The sequence below is a fragment of the Algoriphagus persicinus genome, assembly GCF_035156415.1.
Taxonomy (GTDB): domain Bacteria; phylum Bacteroidota; class Bacteroidia; order Cytophagales; family Cyclobacteriaceae; genus Algoriphagus; species Algoriphagus persicinus.
In genome coordinates this window covers 42824-61586 of the sequence record NZ_JAYEEY010000015.1, presented here as the reverse complement: position 1 = coordinate 61586, position 18763 = coordinate 42824, and the positions used below count along the sequence as shown (strand labels likewise).

At 42.1% G+C, this 18763-nt stretch carries 15 protein-coding genes and 1 pseudogene; 7 read left to right on the top strand and 9 right to left on the bottom strand.

Annotation, left to right across the window (positions count from 1 at the left end; translation table 11 throughout):
- Positions 1-25: 25 nt before the first annotated feature.
- The gene (locus tag U3A58_RS13050) at positions 26-3124 is read right to left on the bottom strand and encodes a SusC/RagA family TonB-linked outer membrane protein (protein ID WP_323823935.1); all 3099 of its coding nucleotides are present in this window, start codon (positions 3122-3124) and stop codon (positions 26-28) included.
- A 331-nt stretch (positions 3125-3455) separates the two neighbouring features.
- Here U3A58_RS13050 and U3A58_RS13045 point away from each other — a divergent pair, with 331 nt between their 5' ends.
- The 3 genes from U3A58_RS13045 (at position 3456) to U3A58_RS13035 (ending at position 9183) form a co-directional block, all read left to right on the top strand.
- Positions 3456-6605, top strand: a complete 3150-nt coding sequence (locus U3A58_RS13045; RefSeq protein ID WP_323823933.1) for a PVC-type heme-binding CxxCH protein — start codon at positions 3456-3458, stop codon at positions 6603-6605.
- A gap of 106 nt (positions 6606-6711) precedes the next feature.
- Positions 6712-7827: an FG-GAP repeat domain-containing protein gene (locus U3A58_RS13040; protein WP_323823931.1), complete on the top strand. Its 1116-nt coding sequence runs from the start codon at positions 6712-6714 to the stop codon at positions 7825-7827.
- 69 nt (positions 7828-7896) lie between these two features.
- Positions 7897-9183 carry a nucleoside hydrolase-like domain-containing protein gene (locus U3A58_RS13035; protein ID WP_323823929.1) on the top strand — a complete coding sequence of 429 codons (1287 nt, stop codon included), beginning with the start codon at positions 7897-7899 and terminating at the stop codon, positions 9181-9183.
- Positions 9184-9271: 88 nt separating this feature from the next.
- Here the strand turns inward: U3A58_RS13035 and U3A58_RS13030 are convergent, their stop codons facing one another.
- Positions 9272-10801, bottom strand: a complete 1530-nt coding sequence (locus tag U3A58_RS13030; protein WP_323823927.1) for a DUF1593 domain-containing protein — start codon at positions 10799-10801, stop codon at positions 9272-9274.
- A gap of 140 nt (positions 10802-10941) precedes the next feature.
- Positions 10942-12336 (bottom strand): sulfatase family protein, encoded by a 1395-nt coding sequence (locus U3A58_RS13025; protein WP_323823926.1) that lies wholly within the window; start codon positions 12334-12336, stop codon positions 10942-10944.
- Positions 12337-12482: 146 nt separating this feature from the next.
- Here U3A58_RS13025 and U3A58_RS13020 point away from each other — a divergent pair, with 146 nt between their 5' ends.
- The 3 genes from U3A58_RS13020 (at position 12483) to U3A58_RS13010 (ending at position 14036) form a co-directional block, all read left to right on the top strand.
- Positions 12483-12776: a nucleotidyltransferase family protein gene (locus U3A58_RS13020; protein ID WP_323823924.1), complete on the top strand. Its 294-nt coding sequence runs from the start codon at positions 12483-12485 to the stop codon at positions 12774-12776.
- 1 nt (position 12777) lies between these two features.
- Complete coding sequence (locus U3A58_RS13015) at positions 12778-13119, top strand: HepT-like ribonuclease domain-containing protein (protein WP_323823922.1); 342 nt, start codon at positions 12778-12780, stop codon at positions 13117-13119.
- An 86-nt stretch (positions 13120-13205) separates the two neighbouring features.
- Entirely contained in the window at positions 13206-14036 is an 831-nt protein-coding gene (locus U3A58_RS13010) for a sialate O-acetylesterase (RefSeq protein ID WP_323823920.1), read from the top strand.
- A gap of 40 nt (positions 14037-14076) precedes the next feature.
- On the opposite strand, the gene U3A58_RS13005 is transcribed toward U3A58_RS13010, so the two are convergent.
- Together U3A58_RS13005 and U3A58_RS13000 are read right to left on the bottom strand one after the other, a co-directional pair.
- Positions 14077-14655 carry a YdeI/OmpD-associated family protein gene (locus U3A58_RS13005; protein WP_323823918.1) on the bottom strand — a complete coding sequence of 193 codons (579 nt, stop codon included), beginning with the start codon at positions 14653-14655 and terminating at the stop codon, positions 14077-14079.
- Positions 14645-15094: a GNAT family N-acetyltransferase gene (locus U3A58_RS13000; protein WP_323823917.1), complete on the bottom strand. Its 450-nt coding sequence runs from the start codon at positions 15092-15094 to the stop codon at positions 14645-14647. Before U3A58_RS13000 ends, U3A58_RS13005 begins: the two co-directional genes overlap by 11 nt.
- A gap of 537 nt (positions 15095-15631) precedes the next feature.
- Here U3A58_RS13000 and U3A58_RS12995 point away from each other — a divergent pair.
- A pseudogene (locus U3A58_RS12995) lies at positions 15632-15841 on the top strand (hypothetical protein); the annotation flags it as partial.
- Positions 15842-15867: 26 nt separating this feature from the next.
- On the opposite strand, the gene U3A58_RS12990 reads toward U3A58_RS12995, so the two are convergent.
- From U3A58_RS12990 to U3A58_RS12975, 4 genes are all read right to left on the bottom strand, one after another.
- Positions 15868-16365, bottom strand: coding sequence for a DinB family protein (locus U3A58_RS12990; protein WP_323823915.1), 498 nt, complete (start codon positions 16363-16365; stop codon positions 15868-15870).
- 160 nt (positions 16366-16525) lie between these two features.
- Positions 16526-17596, bottom strand: a complete 1071-nt coding sequence (locus U3A58_RS12985; RefSeq protein WP_323823913.1) for an ATP-grasp domain-containing protein — start codon at positions 17594-17596, stop codon at positions 16526-16528.
- A 64-nt stretch (positions 17597-17660) separates the two neighbouring features.
- Positions 17661-17831: a hypothetical protein gene (locus tag U3A58_RS12980; RefSeq protein WP_323823912.1), complete on the bottom strand. Its 171-nt coding sequence runs from the start codon at positions 17829-17831 to the stop codon at positions 17661-17663.
- A 321-nt stretch (positions 17832-18152) separates the two neighbouring features.
- Positions 18153-18761 (bottom strand): alpha-ketoglutarate-dependent dioxygenase AlkB family protein, encoded by a 609-nt coding sequence (locus U3A58_RS12975; RefSeq protein WP_323823911.1) that lies wholly within the window; start codon positions 18759-18761, stop codon positions 18153-18155.
- Between the last annotated feature and the right edge of the window lie 2 nt (positions 18762-18763).

Below are 18763 nucleotides of genomic sequence, written 5' to 3'. Positions count from 1 at the left end.
AATAAATGAGGTGAAATACTCCCGATTAGAAAGTAACATTAACACCAAAAGTGATCGTACGCGGCACTGGGTATCCAGCCAAATCCACACCTGGACTTAGGTTACCACCGTCTCCTTGACCATTATTTTGCATACTAACCTCTGGGTTAGATCCACCCCAATAATCTGTGAACACCCAAACATTCTGAGCAGACCCATAAATTCTGGCTGATTTAAATGTTTTTGGCAAATTCTTGAAAGAATAGCCTACTGTGATGTTTCGAATCGTGAAATAAGAGGCATCATAAACAAAGTTACTATTTGCCCAATCTCGTTCGATACCCGTTACGTTTCCTCCACCTACTGTGGTACCAAAGATTCCTTCACCTGGATTTTCTGGAGATCTAAAACGGTCAGCTACTTTAGCAACCATGTTGAATACACCGTCAAGGTTTGCAGTTGAGTAAAGGTGTCTCATATACAATTGATTTCCTTGAGAACCAGAAGCTGTGATACTTGCATCCCAATTTTTATAGGCAAAACTGTTAATGATTCCGTAGGTGAAATCCGGGAATGGATTACCGATGATCGTTCTGTCATCATTATCGCCGCCGTTAGTAATCACTCCATCACCATTGATATCCTGCAACTTGATACTTCCTACAGTAGACCTACCAGGTATCACAGGGGAATTAGCCAAATCCTCTGCATTTGCATAATTTCCTAATTTTTTTAATCCGTAAAATTGACCAAATGGCTCACCAACTTTAGTGATATGCTGGCTTCCGTATACCCGATCTATCCCATCTGCCAATTCAAGAACTTCATTTCTATTGAAAGAAATATTTGCATTGGTAGTCCATCTGAATGCTCCAGTAGTATTTACAGTATTGAAAGCAAACTCATGCCCCCAAAACTTAATCTCTCCGATATTATCATTGAAATTGGTGAAGCCTGACTCCTGAGGAACCTGTACTGCATACAGCAAGTTTGTTGTGTTTTTTGTGTAATAATCATACACGAAAGTGATTCGATCTTCCCATAATCCCAGGTCTAATCCGATATCAAACTGTGTGGTGGTTTCCCAACCTAAGTTTGAATTGTTCAAAGAAATTACCGCTGCTCCAGGAAAAACTGTGTTTCCAAATGCTGCATTGATCGTGTTATTTACCAGAGCGTACTGAGTATAGTTACCAATATTATTATTACCAGTTACTCCATAACTAGCTCGTAGTTTAGTAAAGGAAATAGTCGGATTATCACTTAGAAATCCTTCATCCGATAGCACCCAACCTACAGAAGTGGAAGGGAAAACACCCCATCGATTATCTGAGCCAAAGCGAGAGGATCCATCACCTCTTATGGACGCAGTAAATAGGTATTTACCTTTAAAATTATATGTCAGACGCGAAAAAAGCGAAGTCAGCGACCATTCATCCACGTTTGAAATCGTTCCGCCTCGATTGACGTTGATTGCTCCCTGAATAGTAGGTAGTCTATCATCTGCGTAGGTATCCGCAGCAACTCTGGTACGATCCCTGCGGAATCGCTGATTAGAGAAACCTAGCAATGCTTGAAAACTATGATCACCAATACTCTTCCCATAAGTTGCTATGTTTTCATTCAACCAAGATAAAGCTTGATATTCGTCCCGAATAGAAGTTGCTACGGTAGGAATTGCCACATTGATTCGGTTCGTTGCAGTCGAAGGGTTGAAGAAAAAGTAATTAGAGTTATTGAGTTCCGCATTAAAGGTTGTCTTGAGTGACAGTCCTTTAATAGGCTTCCACTCCAAGTAAGTATTTGCCAAAACATTGATCACTTTAGTTTCATTTGTGATTTCATCTGCTGATCTGAGCCAGTTAGGATAGGCAAAAATATTACCGGTGTTTGATGGGAATCGATTGAAAAAAGTCAAATCTCCATTTTCTTCGTAAATCGGCATTACTGGCCAAGTGTGGAGAGCATTAAATAGAATACCTGTACCCCTAGACCCATCTGTTTGTGGAGTGTTATCTTTTACATAACTAGGAGCGATATTTACACCTATATTAACTTTATCAGAAACTGCATAATCTGTGTTCAATCGAAGTGAAAACCGTTCGTAGTCGGTATTTCTTACTACACCTTTTTGATCAAAATAACCCAAAATTACTGCTGTATTTACTTTTTCTTTGTTTGAGGTAACGGTCACGTTGTATGAAGTGATCGGAGCAGTCTCTAACATAGCACCATACCAATCGTTGGTTTCACCGCGATAATCAGCAGGATTTTGGAAAATTTCCGGAACTGGTTGACCAGCATCAGAGTAATACTCTTTTTTAAACTGGGCGAACTCCTCAGCATCAAGCATTTCCAGCCTTCCTTTTTCTGGAACAGTCTGCCATCCCGTATAAACGTTAAGATTCACATTGGTCTGCCCTTTAGTCCCTTGTTTGGTGGTAATCAATACTACCCCATTCGCAGCTCTGGAGCCATAAAGTGAAGTAGATGCGGCATCTTTCAATACCGTGATCTCCTGGATCTCGTCTGGGTTCAATGCATTGATATCTCCTGTGATAGGAAACCCATCGACTACGTACAATGGCGAACTACCCCCAGATACAGAGAGTTGCCCTCTAATACGGACATTCATCCCTTGACCTGGCTTACCCGTCGTTTGATTGATCTGCACGCCTGCCAATCGACCCTGAAGCTTTTGCGCTACTGAAGACACTGGAAGATCTTTTAATTCCTTTTCGTTGACAGACTGAATAGCACCAGTCACCTCCCTCTTGATCTGGCTACCATATCCCACTACTACTACTTCTGACAAATCCGAAGTAGAATAGGCCAAAGTCACTTGAATGTTGGTACTCGCAGCGGTAACAACCACTTCGTTAGTCGTAAATCCAATAAAACTAATGACCAAAGTCTCTCCTACGGAGGCTTGGATTGAAAATCCACCGTCAATTTCCGTAACGGTTCCTTTTTGAGTTCCTTTGACAGAAACTAATGCACCCGGAACAGGCTGGTTGTCGCCCTCTGACACGACTGTTCCTTGTACTGTTATCGTCTGTGCAAAGGATGGCACAGAAACGATAAACAACGCTAGCAAGAATCCTATAAATCGGATCCTCACATTTTTTTGATAATTGTTTAGCATAGGGTTGGGTTTAATGTATTGAATAAATAATCTTCCACAATAAACCAGTATAAACAACCATTTCTATCCTGCACCATCCTGAATAATAAACCCTTAAATATATTTTTGTAAATATTCGCACAACAGGATACTACAGGATAGATATATAAAATCAATCATTATATACAATAACATCAAACCTTTGATCCTCCTGATCATCATATTCCGCTAAACACTTATTTTACCATATATATAAAAATCTCACCTTCAAACTATACACAAGCAATTACCTCTTATTGATAATTCCAGCGTTTATCCCTATTATTAGAATTCATTCGCTAGTAATCAGAAAATGCTTAAAAAATCCCCCCAAAACCTTCTCCTTCTAGTAATAGTAGGAATCCTTACTTTTCAATGCACCCAGAAAGAAACCATCGAATTAAAACCCAATGCTAAAATTGCCTTGATTGGCAACAACTTGGGATCAAGAATGATGGATTATGGCAGCTTTGAGACTGAGATGCATCTCAGACATCCTGACAAAAACCTCTACATCAGAAACCTTTCCGATCCTGCAGACACCCCTGGTTTTAGACCCCGATCGGGAACTAATGACCCATGGGCTTTTCCAGGTGCTGAAGCTTTTCAGACTGAATATGCCACTCCATCTGGAAGCGAAGGACATCTGGAAAAGCCGGACGAGTGGCTGAGCAGACTACAAACAGACATTATTATTTCATTCTTTGGCTACAATGAGTCTTTTCAAGGGGTAGACGGCTTAGAAAATTATAAGGCTGAATTAGACGCCTTTATTAAGCATACCCTTCGTCAGAAATATCATGACACGCTCTCTCCGAAATTGGTGATCGTATCCCCTATTGCTTTCGAAGATCTCTCCGAAAAAATCGATGTACCTGACGGAAAAACAGAAAATGAAAACCTCAATCTCTATACTGTGGCAATGAAAGAGGTGGCAGAAAATAACCACGTTCTATTTGTAGATGCATTCAATCCAAGCAAAGAATGGTATTTGAATACGGAAGAAGACCTGACCATTGATGGTTCTCAACTGAACGAAGCAGGTTACCAAAAACTAGCCGTGCTACTAGCGGATGAGATTTTTGGCAAGGCAAAAAGCAAAAATGAAGCAAATCGAGATTTGGTTCATGAGGCAGTGCAGGAAAAAAACTGGTTTTGGAGAAATGACTACAAAGTTCCTAACGGTGTCCACGTATTCGGTAGAAGATACGATCCTTTTGGTCCTGACAATTACCCTTTTGAACTTGAAAAAATCCGCCAGATGACTGCGATCCGAGACACGGCAATCTGGATGGCAAATAAAGGAGAAAGGAAAGATCTCACCTCCGCCGATGCCAAAACCAAAAAACTCCCGGAAGTAGAGACCAACTACAATCCCGCGCAAAATGGAAGTCTCGAATACCTCTATGGAGAAGCTGCTCTATCCAAATTAAAAGTACCGCCAGGATATAAAATCGAACTCTTTGCCTCTGAAGAAGATTGGCCAAATCTTGCCAATCCCGTTCAGCTTTCCTTCGACAACAAAGGTCGGCTTTGGGTGGCGACCATGCCTAGCTATCCACATTACAAGCCGGGGGATTCCCGTCCCGCAGATAAATTGCTGATTTACGAAGACACTGATAATGACGGCAAAGCAGATAAGGAAACGGTTTTTGCAGATGATCTTCATATCCCGGTGGGATTTGAGTTGGCTGCTGAGGGCGTATATGTTTCTCAGGGCAACAACCTTATTATTCTAAAAGACGACAATAAGGACGATAAAGCAGATCGAAAGGAAATTCTGCTAAGCGGATTTGATGATCACGATACACATCATGCCATTTCAGCTTTTACCACAGATGAGTCTGGATCTATCTACATGGCAGAGGGAGTTTTCCTTCATACCAACGTGGAAACGTCCTATGGTCCTGTTCGTGCGACAAACGGGGGCTTTTACCGATATACGCCAAGCAGACATAAACTCGAGCGAGTTGCTCAGGTGAGTATTCCGAACCCTTGGGGAATTGCTTTTGACGCTTGGGGACAAAATTTCTACGCGGAAACTTCCGGCCCTAATGTGAATTGGATGGAGCCAGGATCTGTAATGCCTCGGTACGGAAATGCCACTAATAAAGGAGCTAACCTGATCCAAAAAGATCAGATGGTAAGGCCTACTTCCGGTTTGGAATTTATCTCCAGCAGACATTTTCCTGAAGAAGTACAGGGCGACATGATCATCAATAATACCATCGGGTTCTTAGGTACAAAGCAGCATCAGATGATCGATGAGGAAATCGGGTTTTCTACCAAGTGGAGACAAGACCTGCTTACTTCCACGGATAGAAATTTCCGTCCAGTAGATATGGAATTCGCTCCTGACGGCTCACTTTATTTAGTCGATTGGCATAATATACTGATCGGCCACATGCAGCACAATGCCCGAGATCCTTTACGCGATCATCAGCATGGAAGAATTTATAGAATTACCTATCCATCCAGACCATTGGTCACTCCGTCCAAAATTGACGGAGCGAGCATCCCCGTCCTAATGGAGAATCTGAAATTGCCCGAGTACAGAACACGCTACAGAACACGCCGGGAACTACGTGGAAGAGACCAATCCGAAGTTTCAGAGGCTATAACTGAATGGGTTGAAACACTGGACAAAAACGATCCAGAATATGAGCATCATCTCTTGGAGGCACTTTGGGTTAGCTGGGGTATTAATAAGGTGAATCAGGATTTACTTAAGCAGCTTTTGAAAGCCAAAGATTACAGAGCCAGGGCAGCGGCAGTGAGAGTCCTTCGCTATACAGGCCATCAGGTTTCTAATCAAAAAGAATTGATGACCGAGGCAATAAAAGACGATAATGGACGGGTGCGCCTGGAGGCGATCGTAGCTGCATCCTGGATGCCACGGCAGGAAGGTCTTGAGGTTCTAGCCGCAGCGGAAGGCACCGAAATGGATCAATGGATCGCTCCGGCCTACGAAGCCGCGGTAGCTCACATTTCCGGGCTATCTGTAAAGGAGAAAAAAGAAGAAGACATCAAATCCTCATTAACTGGTTCGGACAGGGAGCTATTTGTACTGGGTAAGGAAATTTACGCAAGAGAAGGTTTCTGTAGTACCTGCCACCAGCCGGATGGACGAGGTCTTTCCGCATCAGGCTTCCCTCCGCTTGCCGGCACTCCTTGGGTCACTGGCAACGAGGAGCGATTGATCAAAATAGTCCTCAAAGGCATGATGGGGCCAATTACGGTTCTTGGTAAAGAATATCCAGGCCAAGTTCCCATGACACCTTTCGAAGGAATGCTAGACGACTCTCAAGTAGCCGCCGTATTGACTTTTGTAAGAAACTCCTTTGGAAATTCTGCTTCGCCTATATCACCTGATTTAGTGAAGAAAGTAAGGGAAGAAGTCAAAGATCACACGGGATTCTACCAACCTACTGATTTGCTGAAAGCACATCCTATGGAGAAGTAGTGGAATGTTAACCGTTAACGCTTAACGCTTAACGGCAATCTATACCCCAAGATTGGGGTTCCATTTATCTCATTCTCTTCGATTTTAATAATTCAACTTCCACCCTATGACTATCCTTAAATACGCTTTACCTCTTCTGATCTCCCTTCCTTTATATGCTTCAGCACAGGAAACTACCGTCAAATTCGAGAAGCAGGTAATAGCCTTTGAAAGCACGGAATCTGTCGGAGTTTTTGATGTGGATAATGACGGTACGCTTGATTTGGTTTCCGGCAGCTATTGGTACAGAGGGCCGGAGTTTCTTGATCGATTTCTGATCGGACAAGTCAAGCGCTATGTAGAATGGCATGAGGATTTCTCCACCATTCCAATGGATGTGAATGAGGACGGGAAAATGGATTTTGTGACCGGAGGATGGTTTGAAGGCAAGTTGGTCTGGAAAGAAAATCCAGGTGATGGAAGCGAATGGCCTGTGCACGAAATCGCCACCACCGGAAATATAGAAACCAGCAGGGGATTTGATATCGATGGAGATGGCGTGCTAGAGCTTGTGCCAAATACACCGCGAAAACCTTTGGCTTACTATAAAAAGACCGGGGCAAATCAATTTGAAAAATTCCCTGTACATGATACCCAAGGCCATGGATTGGGCTTTGGCGATATCAATGGAGATGGACGAGGCGATCTTGTCATTTCCGACGGCTGGCTCGAAGCACCTTCTGACTTGAAAACAGGAAAATGGATACACCATGCTGATTTTGAGTTGGGTGATGCTAGTATCCCCATGATTGTGACGGATGTCAATGCTGATGGAATGGCTGATCTGATCGTAGGCCAGGCACATGGTTTTGGACTTTTTTGGCTGGAGCAAAAGAAAGAAGGAGAGAAAAGAAACTTTGTAAAACATGAGATAGATCCCTACCAATCCCAATACCACACGATGGAATGGGTGGATATTGACAATGACGGGCAAAATGAATTGATTACCGGCAAGCGCTACCGTGCCCACAACGGCAAAGATCCTGGAGGAAAGGACTATACCGGACTATATTATTTCAAATGGAACGGGGAGTCATTTACCAAAAACATAATCAGCTATGGACCACTTGGCGAAGGAAAAGGAAGCGGTCTATACTTTTCTGTGATTGATCTCAATGAGGACGACAAACTGGATATTGCAGTAGCCGGTAAAGATGGTTTAGTGGTTTTTTGGCAAAAATAAATCAGCGCTTCCTGATTTACATCACACCAAAGGATAGCTTTAGCTTTAACATTCACAATCTTGTCCTGCATGAAACGATTGATCTTTTGTCTGCTTTTATCCCCAATTTTCTCCTACTCCCAACAAAAATTAGCGGAAAACCCTAGAGTATTAATCAGCACCGATATAGGGGGTACGGATCCGGATGACAATCAAAGTCTAACTCATTTGCTGATGTACAGCGATCGATTTGATCTGGAAGGCTTGGTCTCATCGCCTTCCTACGGAAGTGGATCTACTTCGGAGATTTTCAGGATGATCGATCTGTATGAAAAGGATCTCCCAAAGCTGGAAAAACATCAACCTAACTTCGCAAAGCCCGAATTTCTAAGATCCATCACCAAGCAAGGAATACAAGGAGGTGCTCCCTTCGCTGGATATACCTATTCCACTGAGGGCTCTGAATGGATAATTCGTTGTGCAAAGAAGAAGGACCATAGACCTCTATGGGTTTTGGTTTGGGGAGGTTTGGAGGATTTGGCACAAGCACTCCACGATGCACCGGAAATTCAGGAAAATATCTGGGTTTACTGGATAGGTGGCCCCAACAAAAAATGGAGCGCAAACAGCTATGCTTACATCGCCCAGAATTTCCCTGACCTTCGCATGATCGAGGTAAATTCCAGCTATTATGGCTTTTTCTCAAACAATCAGCTCCCCGACGTGATCAAGACCACGGATTATTATGCAAAACATATTCAGGAAGCTGGCCACCTTGGGGAAGACTTTAAAAACTACTATGACGGAGAGATCAAAATGGGAGATACGCCTTCCTTGTTATATGTCATGAATGGCATTCCAAGCAATCCTACCGGTGAAAGCTGGGGGGGCAGCTTCGAGAAAATAACTAGAAGTGCGCGAGTAACTTTTGACCGAATTCCATCTGAAAAAGATACAGTAGCTTTTTGTACGGTGGTAGAATTCCGATTCAGGGGACCCGAAATCAAAGTGAAAGCAGATTCAGCTGTTTTTCAACTGAAAGTACCTTATGGAAAATCATCCCAAAATTGGCCGGGATATTACCTCGGAGATGGAAATTACGCCCTTCGCTACGCACCCAAGCAAGCAGAAGTTTTAACGCTTCAATTTACATCTGAAGTACCCGGATTTCCCGAAGGAGAAGGTCAATTAGTAGTCAGCAACCTGTGGCCTGGCAAGAAAAACCCAGATGACTATCCACTTGGAAACAACTGGTACAGTGACTCCCAAGATCCTGAAAACTTTGACGGCAAGCTCCAGGGAGGTAAAACCATCCTGAAATGGAGAAATGCCGTTCTATTTGACTGGGCGCAGCGATGGGCATGGCTTAGGGATTAAATCAGTACATACCCTAATCTGGAATAAGCTATCAAAACATCCGCAATTTTATTAAGTCAGGATGGTTCGGGATCAATTTTCCAATCTTTCAATTAACCTCTACCACAAACCGCTGATAGCGAGTCATTGGATGAGCTCCATTGTCTTTGACTTCGGCGATTACATGAAGCTGGCCTGTTGCACTTGGGGCAAGATGAACCTGAATAGTATTCCCTTCTGCTAGTAGTTTCGCGTCACCAGAATAGGTTCCTACTTCTTTGTATATCCAGAACTTGGTTTCCAACGTGTCTCCATCCGGGTCGGAGGTTTCCACAGAAAGGGAAAGACTCTCACCTGCCTTTGCTGAAGGTGAATGTGTGCCTACCGCCTTCACCATTGGAGGATGATTTGCATCGGCATAATCCATCACGCACCAATCTGCCCGTGCTGCAAAATCCTCCTGAATCGCCTCTATCCAACGGATCTGAGGATAAGTAGCATCCAGCGTATCCGTATAGGGATTGTAATCCAAAACTCCTTCCCCATCTTCCCAACGATTGGGCTGCTCTGCAGATTGAACTAATCGGCCTCCCCAGCCTCCCCATTCGGGATGGTCCAAATTATCCAATCCCACAGCTATGAGATGAAGATATGCCGGGGAATCCCCTTCTGAAATGAAATCATACACACCAAAAGTCCCCCACTGCGTATTTCCAAGTTTTGTAGAATCACCATGGATATGCTCGTCGTCACCTTCCTGCTTTTGTCCATCACCATAACTGTAATATTGCTTTAGCAAAGGCCCGTGATTATTGATGATTTCATTTCCCATAAATTCACCTTCAAAGAGATAATGCTGTGGCTTAGGCACTGCATTTTTCCACGGATAAGCAAAGCACCAAAATTGATTGGAATTATAAAAAATCTTAAGTTCTGGCCAGTTGGGAGCAATGTATTTTCTGTAGGTCGCATCCTGATCCAGGATGGCATAAAGTATGGCTTTTTCTGTCACTTTCTTATATACTCCCTCCCATTCCGGTGTGTCTTTATATTCATCCTCAATGGATTTCAAAGCTCGGGCAATAGTATTCGTGCCACCCCAAACCTGCAAGTAAAGTGGATTCATATCATCATCCAGCAATTTGGATTTTATGAAATCCGAACCTTCGGTATCCTCTTCCATCTCTCCTTCAAAATCAATATTCCCTACTTTCACCAAGCTTCTCAGATGATCAGCTGTAGGGAAACCATCAGCATGCTGACTTAACTTAGGGTAAACCTCCTCATACGCAGCAAGCAAAGGATTCATCCATTCTACTCCCGGCCAACGCAAATCAGGAATCGCTCCATAGATATTTTTGGTCATTTCCATCTCTGACGTGAAAAGCGTCCCCTTCCCATCGCCTTTGTAATGCCACATGGAGGAGGAGTAAATCAATCCTTCGATCTGAAATTCATTGGCATAAAGAAGCATGCGAATAAAAGAATCCACATCGTCAATCTCTCCATCGGTAGTGACTATGGTACGGGGTTTTGCTGGTGCTTCTTTGGTTTCTTCTTCAACATCCGTTTTGGGATTGCAGGCAAAAAAAATCAGCAAAACGAGCGAAAAAAGGGTTTGCTTAGAAAGTAGATTCATAGGTGCTTGAGTTTAGAATCTTAAAAATAGGTAATCTGTGAAGAGTATTCAATTTTACTTCTCTCAGGTATTCTGCGATAGCTTGTATCTAATACTTTCGCAAAATTTTAAGATTTAGACTACAGTCTCTAGCCCCTCATCTACTTGATTCTATCTCCCTCCAAGCTACTCACCTTCACATCAAATCTATTCCGCATTTCGTTCAGCGTGTCGATGTGGCTTTTCTTTCCAGCTAGATTTTTTTTCTCCAACGGATCCTTTTTTAGGTTGTAAAGTTCTTCGTGAGCCAGATCATCCTGATACCTGAAGTATTTCCAATCTTTCGTTCTAAGTCCCTCACTTGCCGGAATGATATTTACTTTCCACAGGTGCTCTGCTACAAATTCCTTTCTGTCCTGAGCTGGATTTTTTCCAATTACGTAATCCGCCAGACTCAAGCCCTGCCATTCTTGGGGAAGTTTTCCAGTTGCAAACTCAAGTACGGTAGGTGCTACATCTATATTCAGTGCAAAGTCAGAGATCTCTCTATGCCCAGGATTTCTTGGATCATAGATGATCATCGGCACTCGGAGTGAATTATCATACATCAGCCATTTTCCGGCAAGCTGACGCTCCCCTTGGAAGTAGCCATTATCTCCCATGAAGATGATCACCGTGTTTTTATCCATTCCTTTTTCGGCCAGCGTCTTGCGGATTTTTCCGATTTCCAGATCCACTTCCGAGATCATGCGGTAATACCCCTTCATACTCTTCTGGTATTTCTCCGGCGTATCAAATCTCCAGTACCAGCGCGTGCGGTTCTCCCCTTCTTTCACATAATCCGGCTGCTGATCGAAGTATTTCTGCTGTGACAAAAGCGGTTTTGGAAAGGTCACATCGGCATACAAGCGATCCACATCTTCTGACCAGAAATACTGATCTTCGGCAGAATCATGCGCATGGGGAGCTGAGAAACTCAGCGAAAGCATAAATGGCTTATCTGAAGATTGACTTTTGATAAATTCCTGCGCTTGGTGAGATGTGTACTTAGTCAGATGAACCGTGTCACCATTGATCGTTTGATAGAAATAACCTCGTCTATCATCGAATTTGCCATTTCTATCGTAGTTGTCCCCTACGTCAAATAACTCGGAGAAACCAGGATAATTCACGCCAAACTTGCCAAAAAAACCTGTTTCATACCCTAACTTTCTCAATTTCACGGGATAGGAATTTTGGGCGTATCCTTCGTCCAGCACTTGTCCAAAAGTATAACCGTGTGTTCTTTCGTAAAGCCCTGTCAATACGCTGGCGCGACTCGCCGCACAAATGGGCGTGGTGACGAAAGCATTTTTGAAGTAAACTCCTTCCGTGGCCAGTTTATCCATCTCAGGAGTCTGAATAATGTCATTTCCGGAAAAGCCTAAAGCATCCCAGCGCTGATCGTCGGTGAGGATAAAGATGATATTGGGCTTTTCTTGTTGCGCAATAGCAGTAGAACTCAATAGAATCAAAAGACAAAAAAGTAGTTTTTGACAGGGTAGGTTATTTTTCATAATTTCTAAAATAGGAAAAAATAACGTTTCAATCTGTCCTGTGGAATCCTAGAAAAGGCTGGTTATTAGTCACTTTATTGCCTTGGCCATCATAGAACTGATTGACACTATCTTCTGAAAACCACTAATTATCCTATCTTTGATTTATGAATCTTGACCCCACCAAACTATTAGCCATCAAAGAGTACTTCAGAACCCAGCCTGTTGTGAAGGCATACTTATTTGGCTCCTTTGCCCGTGGTCAGGCAGACGAATTAAGCGATATTGACATTCTAGTTGATTTAGATTATTCTCAACGAATAGGACTTGGTTTTGTACAAATGCAATTAGAGCTTGAGGAAATATTAAACTCAAAAGTTGATCTTGTATCTACCAAAGGGCTTTCTAAATACATCAAACCCATCATAGATGATGAAAAGAAATTGATTTATGCGAGGTGATTTGAGTGATAAAATACGATTGAAACACATAGCAGACGCTATTATTGAAATTGAGAACTATTTAATTGATGTTGATTTTAATTCATTTTTAGGAAATTCAATGATGAAATTTGCTTGCATTAAACAACTTGAAATAATAGGAGAAGCAAGCAATCATATTTCTTCCCAAACCAAAAAAAGATGTTCGAATATAGAGTGGGCTCAAATCGTTGGGTTAAGAAACGTTTTCGTACATGAATATTTTGGTATAGACAGCAATCTTGTATGGGATATACTGATTAATGATTTGCCAGTTTTAAAGCAAAAAATCACTTCTGTCCTCTCTATTATTGAAACAGAATAAAACTTATTGCTGTACTTCCCAAGACACAGGCAATTTGAGATAAGGCAGTCCTCAACATTTATCTTTCAAGTGAACCCAACAAACCTATGAAAAGACATTTTTTACTTTTTCTTTTTCCTGCCTTACTTCTCGGATGTGCTTTACATAAAAATATCTCTACAGCTGAATCTAAGAACATCTCCTCCACAGACAACTTCCACCTCTACCTACTGATGGGGCAGTCCAACATGGCGGGGAGAGGCAAGGTAGAAGCACTAGATACCTTGACTCATCCACGGGTATATATGCTTGATAAAAACAGGAATTGGGTTTTAGCCCGAGACCCGATGCACTTTGATAAACCCATCGCCGGAACTGGCTTAGGGCTAACTTTTGGGAAAATCATGGCTAACGAAGATCCTAACATTAGAATAGGGCTTATTCCTACAGCAGTCGGTGGAAGCTCGATTAATCACTGGTTTGCAGACTCACTATTCCAACAAACAAATACCTATCCTTACGATGATATGATCAAGAGAACCAAAAAAGCAATGGAATCGGGTACTTTAAAAGGAATATTGTGGCATCAGGGAGAATCCGATTCGAATACTGAAAATGACCTTAGCGAATACACCCAAAGATTTGAGGCCATGCAGGATTCGCTCAGAGCAGATTTGGGAATAGAATCTATTCCAATCGTCATGGGGGAAATAGGTTATTTTTTCTATCCTAAAGCTCTATTTGCCAAAGAAATGAATGGAGTAATCAGTCAAATTGCAGGCTCGGACGATTGCATAGAACTGGTGACTTCGGAAGGCTTAACCCACAAGGGCGACAGTACTCATTTCGATTCCGATTCTTACCATGCACTCGGCAAAAGATACGCTGCCAAAATGCAAGAGATTCAATCCAACTGTTCCACAATTTTCAAAAAATAGAACTTAGTATTTGGTGGAAAAGCACTAGATAGGAGGATGGTTAATCATTTAATCCCTTTCCACTGAGAATTTGTGGGATAAGCTTCTCTACTCTTGCTTCACGGGTTTTGGCTTGCTTAGCTGCGCAAAAATGCAAGAGATAACCCCGTTGCCGTCCTGGAGTGAGTGCCTCAAAAGCATGTTTCAAATCAGGATTTTCATCCAATTTCACTTGAAATTCCTCGGGGACGGCATACTCCTTCGTCTTTTTCAATGCTACTTTCAACCCGGCTTTCTCCACTTCTATTGCCTCATAAATGCAGGCTTTCAATATTGGCTTCATTGCTACGATTTCCTTTACATCGGTAAATCGAATCTGTCTTGCCGCCTGTACATTCTCCGTCTGCTGGATTAGAATACCATTCCCATCATTAAGCAAAGCTCCTTTGTGAAATAAAAGCGCACAATATCCTTTAAATCCATGTATCAGTACCACATTGCTGCCCTGAAAGGTATAGCAAGGCACTCCCCATTTCAATTCTTCTGTCAGTCCACAGTCAAGAACCAGCGATCGTAATTGCCTGTATTCCTGTTGCCACGGAGAGGCTTTATCGAAAAAGAAGTCAACTTTAGCGTTCATTTTTCAATTCCATATGCAAAATCGGATAGGGCTTTCCAGTACCATCCAATTCAGATTTACCAATGATTTTAAATCCATTTTTGAGGTAGAACTCTAGTGCTTTAGGGTTTTGCTCATTCACATCTACTTTTCTGACTTGCTGATTGCTGATCGCATTCGACAGTAAGGTTTTTCCGATTCCTTTACCAGCCTGATCAGGGTGGACAAATAGCATTTCCAAATTGCCCTCCACCACTCCTGAAAACCCTAGAATATCTCCCCCATCAGCCCGAACACAGCTCAACTCCGCTGCTTTCAAATACTCATTCAGAATCAGAGGCTTGAAATACAAGATGTCTTCCTCTTGCAAAAAATCATGCGTGACCCGAACGGATGCTTCCCAAAGCTCCACAACTTCAGGATATTCGGATGGGTGAATTTCAGTGACTTTATACTTCATAGAATTTGGGATTGTGTTGCTCCATAGAGTAGTCAGGTTGGGCAAGCTTCCTAAACATTTCTTATAGAGCCTAAGGACCAGTATCACTCCAAAGAATACAATGCCTCAGACTTTGTAGGGAATCACCAAAAATAATCAATGAACTGTGAGCCACCAACCAGAGTAGTGGAATTTCACCCGAAACAGCCCATCAGAGTCAGAGTTTAAACCCACTAAACCTTAATCATTAACCTTTCAGCTGAAGATGATCTAGTGCAAAACCAAGGCGCACCCGCGGTTACGCCACGCCCATGCGCCGTGGCGTAGCGTACAGGTATTGAGAAGTTTGACCCCATTCGGGGTCGAGTTTAATGCGAGAGAAATTGGGATGAAGACAAGTCATGGAATGATGATACTATTTGTTTTGTGAAACGATCCTGAAGAGATCGAACCTTTCAATAGCCCTAGGTAAAACCTAGGGAAAAAAGAATCAGGCAAGAACGACAACCCTGGAGGGGTTGAACTTATCTGGAAAAGGGGAATATTGTTCGACACCTTAAATACAGAATGATCCGACAGGCAGAAACGCCAAAGAAAATCGAAGTGCACTTTGTACAAAAAAAGAAGTCACCGACCGGACTTGGAGAACCACTCTTCCCACCTGTTTTTGCCGCACTGGGCAATTCCTTGTATAAAGCTACAGGAAAGCGTCTGTACGATCAGCCATTCCAGCCTAAGCTTATAGAAATGGAAAATCTGAGAATGTAACTAGCTAATATCGATCATTGACTAGGTCAATTAGACATAGATTCTAAGCTTTTGACATAGTCAATGGTCGATTTTGCTACTCCAAAACTTGTGGGAATTACCAAGTAATCGAAATTGATACAGGCAACTTTGATAAGTGCCTGATGATGTATGCAATGCTCTAGATTATAGCAAAGCTCCCGATAATAACTACTTCTGATGGTTTCGAAATCTGATCCTACTGCCATTTTCAGAAGAATTTCTTTATCTGGAAGTGCAATCAATGACTGAATCTCTTTGATTTTTGTAAGGGCAAAAGATATATCCACCTCTAAAATTTTGTCTCGTTTTCTGTCGTCATAGCAAATGATTCCAGTTTCGTATTGAGAAATAAGGCAACCGTATAATTCCAAAATATGACGAACATGGTGCCCAATACTTGAAGTTTTTAACACCGGAGAAAAATCCGAATAATCCTCGGATTTCAGTTGAATCAAAAAATCTGATAATTCTTTTAAAACCTCCGAATTCAACTTAGCTAACATATGAGTAGGAAAATGGGTATTATTTGATTTTTAAGATAATACAAAGAATTGAGCTAATCAATGAACATCTAATTAGCTGTTATCATTGATAGGAAGACGGGCAATTACTGAAGCAACACTAGATTTAGTCCTTCAACTCACTTGTGATCTGGCTACTAATTCACTTTTTCCTATAGGTAAGAAAATTTTTCCAAGTGACACTTTCCTTGTATTTTTTCCGATTTCCAGAAAGATTAAGCTTGGCCATTTTGGCCATGTATTGGAAATAGCAACTGATGGTTTGCAAACTTTCATAGTAGTTTTTTTCAGGAGAATACATATGAATAGGCTCTGCATTGGCCCCATTTACTTCCAAAATGATTACTTGCCCCGGATCTGAAAGTTCGCTTAAATCATCCACCTTCACATCGAGCCTTCCATAATTGATTCCCTTTATAGTCTCGAAAATCCTTTCAAAAGCAGTAGTCATTTCAGAGTTGATATAGGTACTATAGTCCAAAAACACTGCTCCTTTACAATGATTGCCCATAGGACTAAGTTTCACGATTTCATCTCGTGAAGGGATGGAAGTGGGATCATGTAGTTGAATCAGGTCTTGATATCGACTCGCTCTTGGATGATTTTTGATCAACTCTGAAATGCTAGATGTCCCATCTCCAATCACCTGAAGCGAAATCTTTCTGGTAAGGGATGAAATCGAGAATTCTCCAGTTACAGGGTTTTTAAAAAAGAATACACCGTATTCCTGTTTCTTTCCTACAAATTCCTGAATCATGTAATCATCCTTCGGCTGTGTAGCCAAATAGTTTTTCAACTCCTCCTGCTGGTGAATCAGCATGACCCCCTTCCCCCTCTCACCCATTTCAGGCTTGATAATGAATGGGAAAAGTATCCCTTGTTTTCTAACCCCATCCAAAATCGAGTCGATGTTCTCCTCTGAATTAAGCAGACAGGTTTTGGGCAAATTGATCGGAGGAAAGTGGTTTTGAGCAGCAAATTTGGAGTAATTATATAAACCGCCATTTTCTAATGCAGGATTCGCTGCCGCAAAGAAATTTGCTTTTCGGAGCCGAATAGCCCAAGAAACTCCAATAAGGAACATGGGTAGATGAAACCACCAAGCTGGCCTAAACTCGAATGAGTTGAACATACGGGTAGGATCTGTCAGTTTTTCCCAGTCTGTGGGTGAAATCTCAGCTGCGTCTAGACTTTCTGTGGCGACTACTTGCATGCTTTATTTGTCCTTTTTAACCTTCGGCCAGTTCTTGTCTGCTTTTTTGATCATTTCGGCTTGATCAGCCATCTAGTCCGTTTGCACTTTCATGGATAAACTTGAATTCTTCTTTTCCCATCACTGGATTTGATTTTGCAAAATAAGCGACAGGATCATACCCCTTTATCGCTTTGCTATTTTCGGAAAATATTTCCGGCTTTTGAGCATAAGAAGCAGAAATCAACAGCATCATGATAAAACCAAAGGCAACTTACCTTACCTAATTATTAATAACATACATGGTTAAGGTCGGATAGATTTATTTAGAAAAGATTTCAGTTAAGCATAGGAAATAGAATAGAGCTACAACTACATGGACGTGAAATAGAGATTGCCAGACAATTATCTCTAAACTGCGCCCTCCGCGTAACTCTCGGCGTCCATAGCGGTGAATTCGACTTTCAGGAAAATAACATGAATTAAACTCTCTGCTGGCGAGGCTAGAACAAATGGGCATGAAATTTTAAATCAATCCAGCTTCTGGAGAAGGAGGATAACTTGGAAGAATTTCTTATCACCGGACAATCGTCCGGAAAGTCAAATTGACTCGTGGCTTGGAAACCAGTTTCGTCGGTGGCAGTCGATGCAGCCAGTGGGATTGGGTAATTCCTTTCATCACAAGCAGACTTCCATTTTCCAAAACCTGCGAAACTGTTACTTTGGATGCTTTATGTTTAAATGCAAACTTTCGCTCCGCTCCAAAACTCACTGAAGCAATGGCACCATTCTTTTTCAGATCCCTTTCCCCGTCGCTATGCCAGGCCATTCCCTCAGATCCATTGTGGTATAAATTCAGCAAGCAGGAATTGAACGTCTCTCCTGATTTCTTTTCTATCAATTCCTTTAGCTCCAGCAGTTGTTTGGTCCACGGCAGGGCCGTTTTAGTGTGATTGGAATAGGTGTATTCGAAGGCCTTTTCTGCATACCAAGCTACTTTTCGCTTCGTTTCTATGCGTTTTCCAAAAATAACAGCCACATCATTCTTCCATTGAATCTCATTCCATAAATAATCAAGATAGCTCAATGCCTCGGTAGTAGGCATGATCTTGCCGTAGTAATTCACCGTACCGTCCTTGGGCAGGAGATTTGCATATTCGAATGAATCCTGATTGAATAAATCCATGT

Bases quoted from the DNA above. Each gene is read 5' to 3' on its own strand.
- U3A58_RS13050 (WP_323823935.1), bottom strand. From the start codon at position 3,124: ATGCTAAACAATTATCAAAAAAATGTGAGGATCCGATTTATAGGATTC.
- U3A58_RS13045 (WP_323823933.1), top strand. From the start codon at position 3,456: ATGCTTAAAAAATCCCCCCAAAACCTTCTCCTTCTAGTAATAGTAGGA.
- U3A58_RS13040 (WP_323823931.1), top strand. From the start codon at position 6,712: ATGACTATCCTTAAATACGCTTTACCTCTTCTGATCTCCCTTCCTTTA.
- U3A58_RS13035 (WP_323823929.1), top strand. From the start codon at position 7,897: ATGAAACGATTGATCTTTTGTCTGCTTTTATCCCCAATTTTCTCCTAC.
- U3A58_RS13030 (WP_323823927.1), bottom strand. From the start codon at position 10,801: ATGAATCTACTTTCTAAGCAAACCCTTTTTTCGCTCGTTTTGCTGATT.
- U3A58_RS13025 (WP_323823926.1), bottom strand. From the start codon at position 12,336: ATGAAAAATAACCTACCCTGTCAAAAACTACTTTTTTGTCTTTTGATT.
- U3A58_RS13020 (WP_323823924.1), top strand. From the start codon at position 12,483: ATGAATCTTGACCCCACCAAACTATTAGCCATCAAAGAGTACTTCAGA.
- U3A58_RS13010 (WP_323823920.1), top strand. From the start codon at position 13,206: ATGAAAAGACATTTTTTACTTTTTCTTTTTCCTGCCTTACTTCTCGGA.
- U3A58_RS13005 (WP_323823918.1), bottom strand. From the start codon at position 14,655: ATGAACGCTAAAGTTGACTTCTTTTTCGATAAAGCCTCTCCGTGGCAA.
- U3A58_RS13000 (WP_323823917.1), bottom strand. From the start codon at position 15,094: ATGAAGTATAAAGTCACTGAAATTCACCCATCCGAATATCCTGAAGTT.
- U3A58_RS12990 (WP_323823915.1), bottom strand. From the start codon at position 16,365: ATGTTAGCTAAGTTGAATTCGGAGGTTTTAAAAGAATTATCAGATTTT.
- U3A58_RS12985 (WP_323823913.1), bottom strand. From the start codon at position 17,596: ATGCAAGTAGTCGCCACAGAAAGTCTAGACGCAGCTGAGATTTCACCC.
- U3A58_RS12980 (WP_323823912.1), bottom strand. From the start codon at position 17,831: ATGATGCTGTTGATTTCTGCTTCTTATGCTCAAAAGCCGGAAATATTT.
- U3A58_RS12975 (WP_323823911.1), bottom strand. From the start codon at position 18,761: ATGGATTTATTCAATCAGGATTCATTCGAATATGCAAATCTCCTGCCC.